11 protein-coding genes and 1 pseudogene are annotated in these 17,777 nt (G+C 62.2%); 9 read left to right on the forward strand and 3 right to left on the reverse strand.

Translation table 11 applies throughout. The annotated features are described in order from the left end of the window. Window positions 1-8: 8 nt before the first annotated feature. The 3 genes from ggt to AO240_RS04565 all read right to left on the reverse strand — a co-directional run bounded on the left by ggt (window position 9) and on the right by AO240_RS04565 (window position 3,584). Window positions 9-1,838: a gamma-glutamyltransferase gene (gene ggt / locus AO240_RS04555; protein WP_099235342.1), complete on the reverse strand. Its 1,830-nt coding sequence runs from the start codon at window positions 1,836-1,838 to the stop codon at window positions 9-11. A gap of 36 nt (window positions 1,839-1,874) precedes the next feature. Further along, window positions 1,875-2,654, reverse strand: a complete 780-nt coding sequence (locus AO240_RS04560; protein ID WP_099235343.1) for a PhzF family phenazine biosynthesis protein — start codon at window positions 2,652-2,654, stop codon at window positions 1,875-1,877. Between the two features lie 96 nt (window positions 2,655-2,750). Next, the gene (locus AO240_RS04565) at window positions 2,751-3,584 is read right to left on the reverse strand and encodes an EamA family transporter (protein ID WP_058411486.1); all 834 of its coding nucleotides are present in this window, start codon (window positions 3,582-3,584) and stop codon (window positions 2,751-2,753) included. 371 nt (window positions 3,585-3,955) lie between these two features. Here AO240_RS04565 and AO240_RS04575 point away from each other — a divergent pair, with 371 nt between their 5' ends. The 9 genes and pseudogenes from AO240_RS04575 (at window position 3,956) to AO240_RS04615 (ending at window position 17,774) form a co-directional block, all read left to right on the forward strand. Next, window positions 3,956-4,468 (forward strand): sigma-70 family RNA polymerase sigma factor, encoded by a 513-nt coding sequence (locus tag AO240_RS04575; RefSeq protein ID WP_058411485.1) that lies wholly within the window; start codon window positions 3,956-3,958, stop codon window positions 4,466-4,468. Then, a complete protein-coding gene (locus AO240_RS04580; protein ID WP_082648972.1) occupies window positions 4,465-5,418 on the forward strand; it encodes a FecR domain-containing protein in 954 nt (317 codons plus the stop codon). Before AO240_RS04575 ends, AO240_RS04580 begins: the two co-directional genes overlap by 4 nt. A gap of 195 nt (window positions 5,419-5,613) precedes the next feature. After that, a pseudogene (locus tag AO240_RS04585) lies at window positions 5,614-8,537 on the forward strand (TonB-dependent receptor). Window positions 8,538-8,653: 116 nt separating this feature from the next. Beyond that, window positions 8,654-11,554 carry a TonB-dependent receptor gene (locus AO240_RS04590; protein WP_235592376.1) on the forward strand — a complete coding sequence of 967 codons (2,901 nt, stop codon included), beginning with the start codon at window positions 8,654-8,656 and terminating at the stop codon, window positions 11,552-11,554. Between the two features lie 63 nt (window positions 11,555-11,617). Then, entirely contained in the window at window positions 11,618-13,468 is a 1,851-nt protein-coding gene (locus AO240_RS04595; protein WP_371918593.1) for an extracellular solute-binding protein, read from the forward strand. Further along, window positions 13,455-14,519, forward strand: coding sequence for a microcin C ABC transporter permease YejB (locus tag AO240_RS04600; RefSeq protein ID WP_058411483.1), 1,065 nt, complete (start codon window positions 13,455-13,457; stop codon window positions 14,517-14,519). Before AO240_RS04595 ends, AO240_RS04600 begins: the two co-directional genes overlap by 14 nt. Continuing rightward, window positions 14,519-15,541 (forward strand): ABC transporter permease, encoded by a 1,023-nt coding sequence (locus AO240_RS04605; RefSeq protein ID WP_058411482.1) that lies wholly within the window; start codon window positions 14,519-14,521, stop codon window positions 15,539-15,541. Before AO240_RS04600 ends, AO240_RS04605 begins: the two co-directional genes overlap by 1 nt. 15 nt (window positions 15,542-15,556) lie before the next feature. Continuing rightward, the gene (locus AO240_RS04610) at window positions 15,557-17,134 is read left to right on the forward strand and encodes an ABC transporter ATP-binding protein (protein WP_058411481.1); all 1,578 of its coding nucleotides are present in this window, start codon (window positions 15,557-15,559) and stop codon (window positions 17,132-17,134) included. Window positions 17,135-17,264: 130 nt separating this feature from the next. Further along, window positions 17,265-17,774 (forward strand): sigma-70 family RNA polymerase sigma factor, encoded by a 510-nt coding sequence (locus tag AO240_RS04615; protein ID WP_099235347.1) that lies wholly within the window; start codon window positions 17,265-17,267, stop codon window positions 17,772-17,774. Window positions 17,775-17,777: the final 3 nt, after the last annotated feature.

Genomic DNA, 17,777 nt, shown 5'->3' on the forward strand with positions numbered 1-17,777 from the left:
TAACTGGCTCAATCGCCGAGCGCCTCGCCTTCACGCCGAGGGTCGGCGCCGCCGCTCAGCGACACCTTGCCTTGGGCATCCCGCGTGCGCACGATGGCTTGAATGCCGCTGGTCATGTCGATTTCGCTCAACGCGTGGCCTCGGGCCCTGAGTGCTTGCTTTAACGCCGGGCTGAACAAACCGGCTTCGAGTTCGGTCGCGCCGTTGCGGCTGCCAAAGTTCGGCAGGCTGATGGCGGCTTGCGGATCGAGGTTCCAGTCGAGCATCGCGACCAGCGATTTGCTCACGTATTCGATGATCTGCGAGCCACCCGGTGAACCCACTGTGGCCAGCAACTCACCGCTCTTGCGGTCAAACACCAGGGTTGGCGCCATGGCTGAGCGCGGGCGTTTGCCGGGCTCGACGCGGTTGGCCACGGGCTGGCCGTTTTCTACGGGGATGAACGAGAAGTCGGTCATCTGGTTGTTCAGCAAAAAGCCCTGCACCATCACGTGGGAGCCGAACGCGGCTTCCACCGTGGTGGTCATCGACACCGCGCCGCCCTGATCATCGACGGCCACCACTTGCGAGGTGGAAATGCGCAGCGGCGAGCGGTCCGGCGCGTACGCCACCTGGATGCCGGCAGGCGTGCCCGGCGTGGCGGTGCCCATGCTGCGCTCGCCGATCAGCGCGGCGCGTTTGGCCAGGTAATCCGGCGCGACGAGGCCCGCGGTCGGCACCGGCACAAAGTCGGCATCGGCGACGTATAAACCACGGTCAGCGAAGGCCAGCCGGCCCGCCTCGGCAAGCAGGTGCACGGCCTCGGGTGTCGGTTCAAGGCCCGCGGGCGATGTGCTTTTCAGCGGTTTCATCGGTGCGATGGCCAGGCGCGGGTCGCGCGCCTCAACGGCCTGCAAGGTGCCGAGGATCTGCGCAACCGCAATCCCGCCCGACGACGGCGGTGGCATGCCGCACACTTGATACTGCTTGTAGTTGGTGCACAGCGGCGTGCGCTCTTTGGCGGTATAGGCCGTAAGGTCGGCCTGCGACAGGCTGCCCGCATTGCGGTTGCCCTGGACTTTGCGCGCGATTTCATCGGCAATCGGCCCACGGTACAGCGCGTCCGGGCCTTCCTTGGCGATACGCTTGAACACGGCCGCCAGCGCCGGGTTTTTCAGCAGTGTGCCGGTGGCTTTAGGCGTGCCGTCGGCGTTCAGGAAGTAGGCCGCCATCTCCGGTGACTGCGCGATGTAACGGTCGGCGGCGATCAGCGCGTGCAGGCGCGGGGAAATCGCAAAGCCTTGCTCCGACAAACGAATCGCCGGTTCAAACAGCGTGGCCCATGGCAAGTGCCCGGTCTGCTTGTGCGCCATCTCCAGGGCGCGTAAAACTCCCGGCGTGCCGACCGAACGGCCACCTATTTGCGCTTCGGTAAACGCCATCGGCGTGCCGTCGGCGTTCAGAAACAACCGCTCAGTGGCACCGGCCGGCGCCGTTTCGCGGCCATCATACGCGTGCACTTTTTTGCCGTCCCACAGCATGATGAACGCGCCGCCGCCGATGCCGGAAGACTGCGGCTCCACCAGGGTCAACACCGCCTGCATCGCAATCGCTGCATCAATGGCCGAGCCGCCCTGGCGCAACATCTCGCGCCCAGCCTCGGCCGCCAGCGGGTTGGCGGCGGCGGCCATATGGCGCTCGGCGTGGCGGGTGCTGAGGTCGGTGCGATAACCCGAACCCACCTCCGGTGCCGGCGGTTGTTCATTGGCCGGGGTGTGACAGCCGGCCAGGGCGAGGGCGGCGGCAATCATCGACAGTTGACGGCGGGAAATCGAAAACACGCGTTGAACTCCGTTCATTGTGAGAATGATCTGTTGTTCCTGGGGCCGTACTTTTTACACGTAAATGCAGCCTTGCAGGTAAAGCACCGCTGCGCCTGAAATAATCACGCGGTCGCCTTTAAGCTCGCAACGCAACTGCCCACGGCGTGTGCCGCCCTGTTCAGCGGTCAGCAACGACTTGCCCAGGCGCTCGGCCCAGAACGGTGCCAGCGAGGTGTGCGCGGAGCCGGTAACGGGGTCTTCATTGACGCCGACGTTGGGGCCAAACCAACGGGAAATAAAATCAAACCGCGTGCTTTTGGCCGTTACCGCGATCCCGCGTTTGGGCAAGCCTTTGAGGCGCGCGAAGTCCGGTGTCAGGGCTGCAACCTGTGCCTCATCGTCGACCAGAACGATGTAGTCATCGGCGGCAAATACTTGCGCGTGCTCAAGCCCCAACGCGCTCAACAGGCCGCTGGGAGGCTCGCACTGCTGAGGTTGCCTGGCCGGAAAATCCATCGCCAGTTCGTCGCCATTGCGCGTTACACGTAGCTCGCCGCTGCGGGTGGCAAAACGCAGCACCTCAGGCGCATTCGGCAACTGATGAATCAACACCCACGCCGCTGCCAGCGTGGCATGGCCGCACAGGTCGACTTCAACCTGAGGGGTGAACCAGCGCAATTCATAGCCTTCGCCCTGTGGCACGAAGAACGCGGTCTCCGACAGATTGTTTTCCTCCGCAATGTGCTGCAATAGCGCGTCAGGCAGCCATTCGGTCAGCGGGCAAACGGCCGCCGGGTTGCCGCCAAAAGGCTGTTGGCTGAAAGCATCGACTTGGTAGATGTCCAATTTCATCGGGGGCGCTCCTTGTAGGGGAGGCTGGACACTAACAGTGGGCCCGGAGGGCGTCAAAATACAGATACGCAGTTTTTTCGAGCGCATTAGCTGCGTTCAGCCCAGGCGCAACAGCATCGCCCCCGCTGCAATGACGCACGCTGCAACAATGCGCCCTCGCGTGAGATGTTCTTTCAGCACCCACGCCGAGATCACCACGCCAAACAGAATCGACGTTTCGCGCAGCGCCGAAACGCTGGCGATGGGGGCCATGGTCATCGCCCACAGGGCCAAACCGTATGACGCCAGCGTGCCAACCCCGCCGACCACGCCGAGCCGCCAGTGGCGAGTGGCGTAGTCGCAGAACACAGCACGCCGTGTGGCCAGCGCCCAAGCCGCCAGCGGGATGCCGGTCAGCAAAAAAATCCACAGTGTGTAGGCCGCAGGCGCGCCAGATTTACGCACGCCCACGCCGTCGATAAGTGTGTAGCCCGCGATCACACCCGCGTTGATCAGGGCCAGCACCACGCCTTTTCGTTGCTCGGCAGATGGCGCAGCGGCCATGCTCAAAATGCCGAGGGAGATCACCGCAATACCCAGCCAAGCGAACGTCGACAAGGCTTCGGACAACACACACACGCTCACCGTGGCCACCAGCAGCGGCGCGGTGCCGCGCATGATCGGGTAGGTTTGGCTCATGTCGGCAATGCGGTAAGTCGAGGCAACCAGCACAAAATACAGCACCTGAAAAATCACCGATGCGCCGATAAATGGCCAGCTCTGTTTGGCCGGCAATTCAACAAACGGAATAACCGCGAAGGCAATCAGGGACGCGATGGAGGTGATCATGCACGTGGTCAGCAACTTGTCGCCGCCACCTTTGACCACTGCATTCCAGGTGGCATGCAGCGCGGCGCCGAGCAGGATGATGGCAAATACATGGAGGCTCATACGGGGTGATTGGCGCGGTTGATCAGCGACGTCAACACGTGGTCGGCCCATGCGCCATTGATCTTGAGGCACGCCCGTTGTGTGCTGATGCCGTGGGTGGGGAATTGACGGTTCACGTTGCGCCTCCGTGGTTGAGGGCGAGTATGCCTCAGGGCTTTTCCCGAGGCATAAAAATCCGCTTGCCGTGGGGTTGCGCCCAGTTCCAGGCGTCCCGGTCTTGCAAAGGTGCATATGTCAAATGTGCAGGTCTTTGCAATTTTTTATTCTTTCCGTATCTACGTGCCCTTCATGCAGAGTCCGACCTTTAGCGATGAATTTTCATCGTTCCTTAACGGCAAGGCTCAATAGCCGTTTTCCGCACGGAGCACGCAATGAGTGTGAATCAGAACCTGCACTTCGGTCTGATTGGGCAGATGTTCAAGAGCGATTACAGCTGGTTATGCGCGCGCGTCAGCCGCGCAATGGACTGCCCGCACGGTGCGCAGGACATTGCGTCGGAAACGTTTTTGCGCGTATTGGCGTTGCCGGACCCGTCGGCCATTCGTGAGCCGCGGGCGTTATTGACAACTATTGCACGGCGGCTGATGTATGAGGGCTGGCGTCGACAAGACTTGGAAAGGGCGTATCTGGAGACACTGGCCCAGGCGCCGCAACTGGCGCATCCGTCGCCGGAGGAGCGCTTGTTGTTGATCGAGACGCTGCTGGAGGTTGATCGCTTGCTCAATGGTTTGTCGGCCAACGCCCGCGCGGCGTTTTTGTATCACCAGTTGGACGGGTTGACCTACGCGCAAATCGGCGAGCGCTTGCAGGTGTCGGTGAGCCGGGTGCAGCAGTACATGGCGGATGCATTCAAGCGCTGTTACTTGGCGATGGAGCACGCGTGAGCGGCGCGGCGCCGGATGAGGCGATGATCGATGAGGCGGCGCAGTGGATGGCGCTGTTGCAGTCGGGGCATGCCAGTGCGCAGGAGCAATTGGCGTTCAGCCGCTGGCGCGAGTCGGACCCACGGCGCGAGGAAGTGTTGAGTCGCATGGGGGCGGGCATGGCGGTGCTGGGCAATGAGGACCTGCGGCGCATGCCCAGGGACAGCTTGTTGCACACCTTGAGTGCGCCCTCGGGGCGGCGGCAGTTTTTGCGCAATACCCTGGCGCTGGCGGGCTTTGTATCGTTGGCCGGGTTGGTCACGCGGTTGTCGGACCGTTGGACGCCGGCGGGTACCTTGAGCACCGCCACCGGCGAGCGCTTGAACGTGACGCTGGGTGACGGCAGTGCGTTGTCGCTGGCGGCGCGCAGCCGGGTGGTGGCGTTATTTGATCCTCAGCAGCGGCTGTTGAAATTGCTCGAAGGGCAGTTGCTGGTGGATGTGGCCAGGGACAGCGCGCGGCCGTTTGTGGTTGAAACCGCTGACGGGCGCATGCGCGCATTGGGCACGCGTTTTCTGGTGCAACAGCAACCGAACCAGACGCAAATCACCTTGCTGCATTCCCAAGTGGAAATCACCACCCGCGACGGCGCCAGGCAAATCATCCAGGCTGGCCAGCAGGCAACGTTCAATGCCCAAGGCATTCTGTCGCTGCACGCTGCGACGGGTGATGAAGCAGCCTGGACGCAAGGGCTGCTGGAAGTGCGCAACCGCACGCTGGGTGAGGTCGTGGAGGCGCTGCGCGACTATCGGCGCGGCATTATTCGGGTCAGCCCGCAGGCAGCGCGCTTGCGGTTGAGCGGTATTTTCCCGCTGGACGACACCGGCAGCGCTCTGCAATTACTGGCCAGCTCCTTGCCGGTGCAGGTCGACTATCACAGCGCGTATTGGGTCAGCATCGACCTGCGCTGAAAAAATAAATGCGCGGCCCTCTATAAAAACGCCGTGGTTGTTGCACAACCCTGCAGCAGTCACGGGTTTGCCCACTCACTGCCGTCGGCACGCAGCGTTATAAACTCATGCTTAAACGGCCTATCGCGGGCCTATAAAAACGCCCACTTGGTTGTTCAACCCATCAACTGAACAACAATGATGGGAGCCCCAACTATGTACACCCACTACCGTTTTCGCCGGTTGCTGGCGGCACTGTCCCTGGCCATTGGCGCGATGCTGTGCGCGCAGGGCACGGCGGCTGCGACGCCAGCGCCAGCGCCCGCCAGCCACATCCAAACCTTTGACTTTGACCTCGCCGCCGCGCCGCTGGACCGCACGCTGCTGAGTATTTCCCGGCAGAGCGGCTTGAGTATTTCGTTCCAGCAAGACCTTGTGCAGGGGCTCAACAGCGCAGCGGTGCGCGGGCGCTTGTCCACCGAGCAAGCCTTGCAGCAGGCGCTGCACGGCTCTGGCCTGGAAGCGCTGCCGAGCGAAGGCGGCTGGGTGGTGCGGCGCGCCACGGTGGTGCCGGTAAAACCGCTGTCGGCAGCCAAGGTGCCGGGCGACGTAGCGTTGCAGAAGGTCGTGGTCACGGGCTCGCGCATCGCCCGTGCGCAGGTTGAGGGGCCGTCGCCGGTCACGGTGATCAGCGCAGAGGAGATCGCTAACCGTGGCTACAAAAACGTGTACGACGCGGTCGCCTCGCAAACCCAAAACACCGGCATGACGCAGGGCGAAGACTACGGCAACACCTTCCAGCCCGCCGCCAGCGCCCTCAACCTGCGCGGCCTGGGGCCGAATCACACGCTGGTGTTGATCAACGGCCGGCGCGTCGCCGATTACCCCACGGCTTACGATGGCAGCGTGAACTTCACCAACCTTGCGAATATCCCGTCGGTGATGATCGAACGCATCGAGATCCTCAGCAGCGGCGCGTCGGCGGTGTATGGCTCGGATGCGATTGCCGGGGTGGTGAACATTATTCTCAAAGACAAAATCAGCGGCGTCGACGTCAACCTGCGCGGCGGTGGCACCGAGCGCGGTGGCGGTGACAACCAGCGTTTGCAGATCAGCGGCGGCGAAAGCTGGGGCGACTTCGACGGCGTGTTCGGCCTGGAGCTGACCAACCGCCAGCCGATCTGGGCCGACCAGCGCGGCTTTATGAACGACGGCCCGGCCAAGGACGTCGGCTACCGGCGCAACTCGACAGCGGCGAATACCTCGGCCCCGGCTGCGCTGCTTATGGCGGTATCTACAACGGCACGCTCGGTGGCAGTGGCCGCCGTTGCACCACTAACCAGTACTACAACGATTACTGGACCGTGCAGGCGCAAAAAGAAAACTACGACGGCTACACCCGTGGCACCTGGCACTTCAGCGATACCGGCAACGTGTTTGCCGACCTGATGTTCGGCTTCGATCACACCCAGAACAACACGCGCGGCCCCAGCTTTACCTCGCCGGACTTCATCAACCAGAGCACCGGCAACCTGGAGCGCTGGTCGCGCAATTTCGCCAGCGAAGAAATTGGCGGCAAGACCAGCAACAACAGCAAATGGCGTGAAATCTCCTGGACCGGCAGCCTGGGCCTGGAAGACAAGATTGGCGACAGCGGCTGGGGTTATCAGTTGGCGGCCAATCGCTCGGAATACACCAGCACCCGGAACACCCGCTACACCCCGCTCAGCGGTATTCGCGATTACTTCCTCGGCCCGCAACTGGGCACCCAGGACGGGCACCCGGTGTACGCGCCGGACCCTTCGCGGCTGGACCGGCCGCTGACCGAGGACGAGTGGCGGGCGTTCCGCGGCAACCTGGTGCAAAAGAGCAAGTCGGTGTCGCAAACCTTCAGCGCGAATATCAACGGTGACCTGTTCGAGCTGCCGGCGGGGCCGGTGTCATTTGCCGGGGTGACCGAAGTGGGGCGCCAGTCCTACAGCGTTGACGTCGATGACCAGCTCAATGACGGCACCTTCTACAACACCACGCCGGCGTCCAACTCCGGCGGTTCGCGCGACCGTTATGCGGCGGGCGGCGAGTTCAGCATTCCGCTGACCGACACACTGCTCGCATCTGCCGCCGGGCGCTGGGACCAATATAAATTCAGCGGCCGCACCGAGCAGCAGAAAACCTACAACCTGGCCCTGGAATGGCGCCCGGTCAGCAGCTTGTTGCTGCGCGGCAGTTACGGCACCAGCTTCCGTGCGCCGGACCTGAATTACCTCTACCAGGCGAATACCAACGGCTACACGCCTGACCAGATCGACTATTACGGTTGCAGCAAAGGCGTGGCAGGCGCCTGTGATCGGGGGCGGGTCGATTACACCCAAAGCGGCAATGCTGACCTTGCGTCCGAGCGCGGCAAATCCTGGACCTATGGGTTTGTCTGGTCGCCTTCGCGTCAGTTTGATTTCTCTGCGGACTTCTGGCGTGTCGAGATCAAGGACCTGCTCACCACTGTCGATATTAACCGCCTGCTGCAACAGGAAAACCAATGCCGCAACGGCCAACTCGACGCGGCGACCTGCGACGACGTGCTGGCGCGCATCCAGCGTAACGCGAGCAATGCGGCGGTCGACCCGAACGTGCTGCAACGTGTGCAAATCAATGCGATCAACGCCGCCAGCGAACGGGTCAGCGGCCTCGACTTGAAGAGCAATATCCGCTGGGGCGCCGGCCCATACGGCGCCTTTAGTTCGGCCCTCGGCTACAGCCTGGTGCTGTCGCATTACCTCAAGGAGTCGGACGACGCGCAAACCCAGGACCTGCGCACCAGCACCAACAATCACGACTGGCGCAGCAAGGTCAACGCCAGCCTGACGTGGGATTACCAGCGCCTCACCACCACCCTCACCGGCATTCGCTACGGCAGCGTCACCAATGGCGCCGGCGACGGGCGCCTGTCGCCCTGGACCACCTTCAATGCCAGCGCGCGCTACCGTGTGAATGAGCAAGCCAGCGTCGGCCTGACCGTCAACAACCTGCTCAACCAGGTCAAGCACGACGACTCCGCCGGCTGGCCTTACTACCCCACCGGCAACTATGACCCGTATGGCCGCCAGGTCTGGCTGGACGTGAGTTACCACTTCGGCAAGTGATTGTTAAACAACGCATAAGGACATGCGTTATCGGTCTAACTGCCGCCCTATAAAAAATCCGCTATCGGCGCACAACCCTGCATACCCAGACAAAAGGACAGGGAGCCCTCGACGCCATGATGAATGCCAGACCCACCCGATTTTTACTCACGCTTGCCGCGACGGTTGCCACCGGTTCGGTTGCGGCCAGCCCGCTGGATATTCCCGCCGGCGCCCTCGACCAAACGCTACTGAGCATTTCGCAGCAAAGCGGCAAGCGCATTTCGTTTGACCAGTCATTAGTCGACGGTTTGAATGCCCCCGCTATCAAGGGCGAATTAAGCGCCGGTGAGGCGTTGCAGATCGCCTTGCAGGGCACCGACCTGCGCGACAACGAAGGCGCCAGCGGCATCGTGGTGAGCGCCGCGCCGCGCCAACCCAGCGCTCAATCAAGCACTCAGGCCGGTGTCGAAACGCCCTCGGTGATCCCGCAACTGCAACGTATCGAAGTCACCGGCAGCGCGATCCGCCGGGTGGATGCCGAGACGGCGGTGCCGGTGACCATCCTGCGCACCGAAGAGCTGAAAAAACAGGGCGTGACCAGCACCGAACAATTGATCAACCGCATCTCCGCCAACCAGTCCTCGGTAGGCTCCGGCCGTTCGGTCGGCTCCAGCAGTGGCGGCGCGTCGTTTGCGGATTTGCGCGGTATCGGCCCGAATAAAACCCTAGTGCTGCTCAATGGCCGGCGCTTGAGCAACAACGCGACCACCGCCATCAACGGCTCGGGCGTCGACCTCAATACCATCCCGTTTGCCGCCATTGACCGCGTTGAAGTGCTGCGCGATGGCGCGTCGGCGCTGTACGGCACAGACGCCATCGGCGGCGTGATCAACTTCATCACCAAAAAAAGCGTGACCGAGGGCCAACTCACGGCGGGTGGCAGTTCACCGACGGCTGCTGGCGGCGGCGACACCAGCAACTTCAGCGGCAGTTGGGGCTTTGGTGATCTGGAGGCAGACCGCTTTAACGTGTTCGGCGTGGTCAGCCACGACAAGCAGCAAAGCCTCAAGGCGCGTGACCGCGACTACACCTACAACTACCAACCGGGCCGCGGCCTGGATTATTCCTCGGGCATCGCCTCACCGGCCAACTACAGCCAGGGCTCGAACGCCAGCAACCCATTGGCGGCGAGCGGTTGCAACGCGCCTGGCCTGATTTCGCGCAGTGGCATCTGCAGGCAATCGCTGTGGAGTTACCTGGACTTGGTGCCGGAAACCGAGAAGACCTCGTTTTTCGGCAAGGCCACCGGCAAATTGGCCGATGAGCATTCGGTGAGCCTTGAATATTTCTGGGCGCGTAACCAGAACCGCACCCAGATTGGCCCTGGTTTGCTGCAAGGCCTGCAAGTACAACCCGGCACGCCGTTCTACCCCGGCAACGGCATCACCCCAGGCCCGACCACCTTTGCGCTGGACCCGACCCAGCCGGTGGACGCCAACTGGCGCGAAAGCGAAGTAGGCCCGCGTCGCCACGAAGACGATAACGTCGGCCAGCGCCTGCTGTTGACCTTCGAAGGCACGCTGGCCGGCTGGGATTACAACGTTGGCGCCGCGTACAACCAGAACAAGGTCACCAACGCGATCCAGAGCGGCTACGTGGATGACCGTGCGGTGACCAGCGGCATCAACAGCGGCGTGATCAACCCGTTCGGCGCGCAGGCCCCCGCCGGCGCCGCGTTGCTGGCGGCGAATGCGGTGGACGGCGATTACGCCACCGGCGTCGGCCGCGTCAAAAGCCTTGATGGGCGCGTCAGCCGCGACATTGGCGACTGGTTCGGCGCAGGCCCGTCGGCTTTGGCACTCGGCGGCGAGTACCGCAAGGAAGACTTCCACCAGGACTTCGAAGACTTCGCCACCAACGTGCAAAGCCTCGGCATCGACCCGGCCGCCAGCGTGGCCGGCGACCGTTCGGTGTCGGCGCAATACGCCGAAGTCAACGTGCCGGTGCTTGAGAGCCTGGAGCTGTCGGCGGCGGTGCGGCACGACAAGTACAGCGATTTTGGCAGCACCACCAACCCGAAATATTCGTTCCGCTTTCAGCCTTTCCGCGAGCTGGTGGTGCGCGGCGCCTACAGCGAAGGCTTCCGTGCGCCGTCCCTGTACGAGCTGTACAACCCCACCGCGACCACCTTCACCGTGGCCAACTACAACGACCCGCGCCTGTGCGCCGGTGGCTCGCCGAGCAATGGCGGCCTGGCCAACCGCGATTGCGCGCAACAGTTTTTCAGCCGTAATGGCGGTAACCCGGACCTCAACCCCGAGACCGCGCGCAACGTGACGTTGGGGTTTGTTTACCAGCCGATCACCAACTTGTCGCTGGGCCTGGATTTCTGGTGGATCAAGATCGCCAACCAGATCGCTGAATTCCCCGAGTCGGCGGTGTTTGAACAGCCCGACCTGTACCCCGAGCGCATCGTGCGCAAGGCCGATGGCTCGATCGACCACATCGTTACCGGGCTCGCCAACCTCGGCAAGGTCCGCACCAATGGCGTAGATGTGAGCTTCGACTACCGCTTCCCGGAATCCAGATTGGGCCAGTTCGGCACCAACCTGCAGGGCACCTACGTCGACCGCTACGAGTACCAGCAGCAGCTCAAAGGCGCTTACATCGACAAAGCCGGCGATTATCGTGGCGGCGACTTCGCCTCGGCCGGCGCCGTGGCCCGCTGGCGTCATAGCTGGAACGGCACCTGGAACCAAGGCCCGCTCGGCGCCACGCTGACCAACCGTTACACCAGCGGCTACAACGACTACAACCGCGCGTACCACGACAAGGTCGGCGCCTGGAGTGTGTGGGACCTGGCCGGTACCTACACGTGGCGCGACACTGCGCAGGTCACGGTGGGCGTACAAAACCTGTTCGACAAGGAACCGCCGTTCAGCAACCAGACCTCGACGTTCCAGAGCGGTTACGACCCGCGTTACTCCGACCCCTTCGGCCGCACCCTGTACAGCCGGGTTTCCTACAATTTTTGACCAGGCCATGGCCGGCGCCCGCACCGGTGTCGGCCAGGCGTGCGAGGAGCTGCGTTTGTGATTCTGTTTCGTCCAACGGTATGCGCGCTGTTACTGAGCCTGTGGGCTCCGTCGCTGTTGGCCCAGCCGGTTCATGCACTTACGGTGTACGGCGAAGCGCCCAAGTACCCCGCGAGTTTCAAACACCTGAATTACGTCAACCCGCAGGCGCCCAAGGGCGGCAGTTTTCGGCGCGCGTCGATGGAGGACGGGGCGTTCGACCACCTGATTCCGTATGTCGACAAAGGCACCGGCGTCACCCAGATTCAGGGCTGGCTTTACAGCCCGTTGGCCTATCGCTCACAGGATGAGCCTTACACTGTCTACGGGCTGGTCGCGCAAAGCATGGAGCTGGCGGATGACCATTCGTGGCTGCGTTTTTACCTCAACCCCAAGGCGCGCTTCGCCGACGGCACACAGATCACCGCGCAAGACGTGGCCTACACCTTCAACCTGCTGCGCAGCCAAGGCAGCCTGGTGTATCGGCAGCGCTTTGCCGATGTCGATCAAGTGCTGATCGAGTCGCCAAGCCAAGTGCGCTTTACCTTCAAAAGCACTGCAGACCGCACCTTGCCGCTGGACCTCGCGTCACTGCCGGTGCTGCCGCAGCATTGGTGGCAAACGCGCAAATTCGCCAACGGTGGTGGCTTTGAAGCGCCGCTGGGCAGCGGCCCGTATCGCATCAGTGCGCTGGACAACGGCCGCAGCGTGACCTTTGAGCGGGTCAAGGACTGGTGGGGCAACGGTTTGCCGATCAATCAAGGCTTGTACAACTTCGACAGCGTGCGCCTGGAGTTTTTTGGCGACACCGACGTGGCCCGCCAGATTTTGCGGGCTCAGGGTTATGACTTTAATCGCGAGTTTTCGGCCACCAGTTACACCGTCGGCTACGACGGCGACGCCTTGCGCGATGGTCGCCTGCAACGCGAACACCTGGCGCCCAACGCGGTGCAGGGTACTCAGGGCTTTGTGTTCAACCTGCAAAAACCGCAGTTTCAGGATCGCCGTGTGCGTGAGGCACTGAGCCTGCTGTGGGATTTCGACTGGAGCAATCGGCAGATGATGCATGGCCTGTACATCCGCCAGCGCAGCTTCTTTTCGCGCAGCGAACTGGCGGCCAGCCAACTGCCGGATGCCGAGGAACTGAAGCTCCTCGAACCCTGGCGCGGGCAAATCCCCGATGAAGTGTTCGAACGTGTTTACCAGCCGCCGCACACCGACGGCAGCGGGCGCATCCGCCCACATCAGGCGCAGGCCTTGAAGCTGCTGGAGGCGGCTGGTTGGACGCCTAAAGGCGACCAGTTGGTGAACGCCCAAGGCGTGCCGTTGCAGTTCACTTTCCTGAGTAATCAAAAAGGCTTCGAGCGCTTGCTGTTGCCCTTCAAGCGCAACCTGGCGCAGATCGGCATCGGCTTTCATATCCGCATGATCGATTCGGCGCAGTACGCCAACCGCGTGCGTGCGCGCGATTACGACATGATCGTCAACGGCTATCCGGTCAGCCCTTCGCCGGGGCGTGAGCTGAGCAACTATTTCGGCTCGCAAAGTGCTGATGATCCGGGCTCCAACAACTACATGGTGTTGCGCAACCCGGCGGTCGATGCGTTGATTGATGGCCTGGTGCGCGCCAACGACCGGCCGAGCATGCTGCGTTACGCGCATGCCTTGGACCGTGTGCTGCAATGGGGCTTTTACTGGATTCCCAACTACTACCCGCCGGGCTCTTCATCGGTGTGGTGGAACCGCTTCGGCCGCCCGCACACCGCGCCGTTGAACGACGTGGGTATTGATACCTGGTGGGAAGTCAGCCCGACCGCGCTGACCGCCGCGCAGATGCGCCAACACAACGAGGAGCGCCAACATGCTGGCCTATAGCGCGCGCCGTTTGCTGCTGATCGTGCCGACCTTGCTGTGCATCTTGTTGGTGAATTTTTTTATCGTGCAGGCCGCGCCCGGCGGGCCGGTGGAGCAAGCCATCGCGCGCTTGCAAGGCATTGGCGGCCAGGCGTCGGCAGCGGGTGGCAGTGTGGAAAACGTCGGCAATCAACCGCGCACGATGCGCGGTCTGGACCCGGCGCTGGTGGCTGATATCGAGCGCCAGTATGGCTTTGACAAACCATTGGGCGCACGCCTGTGGCTGATGCTCAGCAGTTACGCGCGGCTGGATTTCGGCGACAGTTTTTTTCGCGGCGCCAAGGTCACCGACCTGATCCTGGAGAAGCTGCCGGTCACCTTGTCTTTGGGTTTTTGGGCCACATTGTTGAGTTACCTGGTGTCGATTCCGCTGGGCATTCGCAAGGCGGTGCGCCACGGCAGCCGCTTTGATGTGTGGAGCAGTGCGGCGATCATCATCGGGCATGCGATGCCGGCATTTTTATTCGCGTTGCTGCTGATCGTGGTGTTTGGCGGCGGCAGCCTGCTCAACTGGTTTCCGGTGCGCGGGCTGGTCTCGGAAAACTTCGCCGCGCTGTCGTGGGCGGGCAAGGTGGTGGATTACTTCTGGCACTTGGTGCTACCGGTGCTGGCGCTGGTGATCGGCGGGTTTGCCACGTTGACCATCCTCACCAAAAACAGCTTTCTCGACGAGATGAGCCGCCAGTACGTGGTCACCGCGCGAGCCAAGGGCTTCAGTGAAAAGCAGGTGCTGTACAAGCATGTGTTACGCAATGCAATGCTGTTGATTGTGGTCGGCTTGCCGCAAGCCCTGATCACAATGTTGTTCGGTGGCTCGCTGCTGATCGAGGTGATTTTTTCCCTCGATGGGTTGGGGCGATTGAGTTACGAGGCGGCGGTGGCGCGCGACTACCCGGTGGTGTTCGGCACGCTGTTTATCTTCACGGTGGTCGGGCTGGTGATCAAGCTGCTGGGCGACCTTTGCTACCGGCTGCTCGACCCGCGCCTGGACTTTGCCGGGAGGTCGCATTGATGCAGGTTTTTTCTCCCCTCACTCGGCGGCGTTGGCTGCACTTCAAGCGTAACCGTCGCGGCTGGTGGTCGCTGTGGATATTTGTCGTGCTGTTTGCGCTGTGCCTTGGCGGTGAACTGGTGGCCAACGACAAACCGCTGCTGGTGTCTTATCAGCACGCGCTGTATTTGCCGGCCTTCGAGCGCTACACCGAGCAAGACTTTGGCGGCACGCTGCCGTTTCAGCCGGATTACCGCGACCCTTACGTGCGTGAACTGATCGAAGGGCAGGGCGGCTGGCTGCTGTTCGCGCCGATTCCATTCAGTTATGACACAGTCAATTACGACCTCGCAACGCCGTCGCCTTCGCCGCCCTCCGCGCAGGACTGGCTGGGCACCGATGACCAGGCTCGGGACGTGTTGGCGCGGGTTATTTATGGCACTCGGGTGTCGTTGTTGTTCGCCTTGGCGTTGACCGTGGTGAGCACGCTGATCGGCATCGCTGCCGGTGCCTTGCAAGGTTATTACGCCGGCTGGATCGACCTGCTGGGGCAACGCTTGATCGAGATTTGGTCGGGGCTGCCGGTGTTGTATCTGTTGATCATCCTCTCCGGTTTTGTCGAGCCGAGTTTCTGGTGGCTGTTGGGGATCATGGCGCTGTTTTCCTGGCTGACTCTGGTGGATGTGGTGCGCGCCGAGTTCTTGCGCGGGCGCAACCTGGAGTATGTGAAAGCCGCGCGCGCACTGGGCGTGGGCGACTTCCAGGTGATGCTGCGCCACATCCTGCCGAATGCGCTCACGTCCACCTTGACCTACCTGCCGTTCATCCTGACCGGGGCAATATCGACCCTCACGGCGTTGGACTTTCTCGGCTTTGGCATGCCCACCGGTACTGCATCGCTGGGCGAGTTGATCGGCCAGGGCAAAAACAATCTGCAAGCCCCATGGCTGGCGTTGACGGCGTTTTTTACCTTGGCGCTGATCCTGTCCCTGCTGGTGTTTATCGGCGAAGCCTGCCGCGACGCCTTCGACCCTCGATCCTGATAAGCGAGCCTGTGTGTGAGCGATGCACTGATTCAAATCCGTAACTTGCAAGTGGCCTTCGAAGGGCATAAAGCCGTGCGCGGCATTGACCTGGATATTCAGGCGGGTGAGTGCCTGGCGCTGGTCGGGGAGTCGGGCTCGGGTAAATCGGTGACGGCCCATTCGATCCTGCAACTGTTGCCGGCGCATATCACCCAGACGCGTGGCAGCATTCGCTATCAGGGTGAAGAACTGCTCGGCGCCCGACCGGAACGTCTGCGCCAGATTCGCGGCGACCGTATCGCAATGATCTTCCAGGAGCCGATGACCTCGCTCAACCCGCTGTACACCGTGGAGCGCCAATTGGGCGAAACCCTGCTATTGCACAAAGGCCTCGGCGGCGCGGCGGCGCGTGAGCGGGTGCTGGAACTGCTCGAACTGGTGGGTATTCAACAGCCGCGCCAGCGCCTGAATGCTTACCCGCATCAGCTCTCCGGTGGGCAGCGCCAGCGCGTGATGATCGCCATGGCGCTGGCCTGCGAACCATTGCTGCTGATCGCCGATGAGCCGACCACCGCGCTCGACGTGACCGTGCAGCGGCGCATCCTCACGCTGCTCAAAGACGTGCAACAACGGCTGGGCATGGCGCTGCTGCTGATCAGCCACGACCTCAACGTGGTGCGCAGCATCGCCCAGCGTGTGGCGGTGATGCACGCCGGTAAAATCGTCGAGCAGGCCAGTTGCGATGCACTGTTCGCCGCGCCGCAGCACGCCTACAGCCAGCAACTGCTGCACGCCGAGCCCGAGGGCCACGCGGTCAGCCGTGCCCCAACCGCCAACCTGCTGGAAGTCGATGACCTGCGGGTGTGGTTCGCCCAAGGCAATTTGCTGCGCCGCCAGCCGCCGATTAAAGCCGTAGACGGTATCGACCTGCGCCTGCAACGTGGCAAAACCCTGGGGATTGTCGGCGAGTCCGGTTCGGGCAAATCGACCCTGGGCCAGGCGATCCTGCGCTTGATCGATGCTCAAGGCAGCATCCGCTTCAAGGGGCACGCCCTCGACGAACTCAAGGGCAAGGCACTGCGCCCGTGGCGCCGGCAACTGCAAGTGGTGTTTCAGGATCCCTTTGGCAGCCTCAGCCCGCGCATGAGCGTGCAACACATCATTGAGGAAGGCTTGCGCGTGCACACCGACCTCGACGCGGCGCAGCGCGAAGCTGAAGTGATTGCCGTGTTGCAGGATGTCGGCCTCGACCCCAAGACCCGACACCGCTTCCCCCACGAGTTTTCCGGTGGCCAGCGCCAACGCATCGCCATCGCCCGCGCGTTGGTGATCAAACCCGAACTGATCCTGCTCGACGAACCCACCTCAGCCCTCGACCGCACCGTGCAAAAACAAGTGGTAGCACTGCTGCGCCGCTTGCAGGAAGAACACGGCCTGACCTATCTGTTCATCAGCCACGACCTCGCCGTGGTACGCGCCCTTGCCCATGATTTGATCGTGATCAAGGACGGCGTGGTAGTGGAAGCGGGGAGTACCGAGCAGTTGTTCGACGCGCCGCAGCATCCGTATACGCGGGATTTATTGGTGGCGTCTTCGTTGAAGTGGGGGTGAGATTCGATACGTATGGGCGGTCATATCAACCCAAGCGCGGCGAAGCCGGCCCGCTTTCCAGTCTTGCAAAATCATCCAGTACACACGAAAATGAGATTGATTATCATATAAACCTCTTCAGGTTTGAGCCATGTCCTCCGTCGACCGCCCGTACCAACAGGCCGTACACACCCTTTACGCCGATCATCATCGCTGGCTGTGTGGCTGGCTGCGAAAACGCCTGGGCTGTGTCGATTACGCTGCGGACATGGCTCAAGATACCTTCATGCGGGTACTGACCCAACGCAAGGCGCCTGAACTGCGTGAGCCGCGTGCGTATTTGAGCACCATCGCGCGCAGCCTGATGATCGATATGCTGCGGCGCCGGACGGTGGAACAGGCGTATTTGGAAACCCTGGCATCCCGACCCGAAGCGCTGGATATCTCGCCGGAAGCACGCTTTCTGATCATTGAAACCTTGCTGGAGATCGACCGGATCTTGAATGGCCTGGGGGCTCGCACCCGGCAGATTTTCCTGATGGCCCAGCTGGATGGCTTGAGCTATGTGGAGATCGGCCGACAGCTGCACGTATCGGTTAACACCGTCAAGAAACACGCGGTGCGCGCGTTGATGCACTGCCTGCTGGCCACTGAGGAGTAAGGC

The organism is Pseudomonas sp. ICMP 460, assembly GCF_002723595.1.
Taxonomy (GTDB): Bacteria; Pseudomonadota; Gammaproteobacteria; order Pseudomonadales; family Pseudomonadaceae; genus Aquipseudomonas; species Aquipseudomonas kitaguniensis.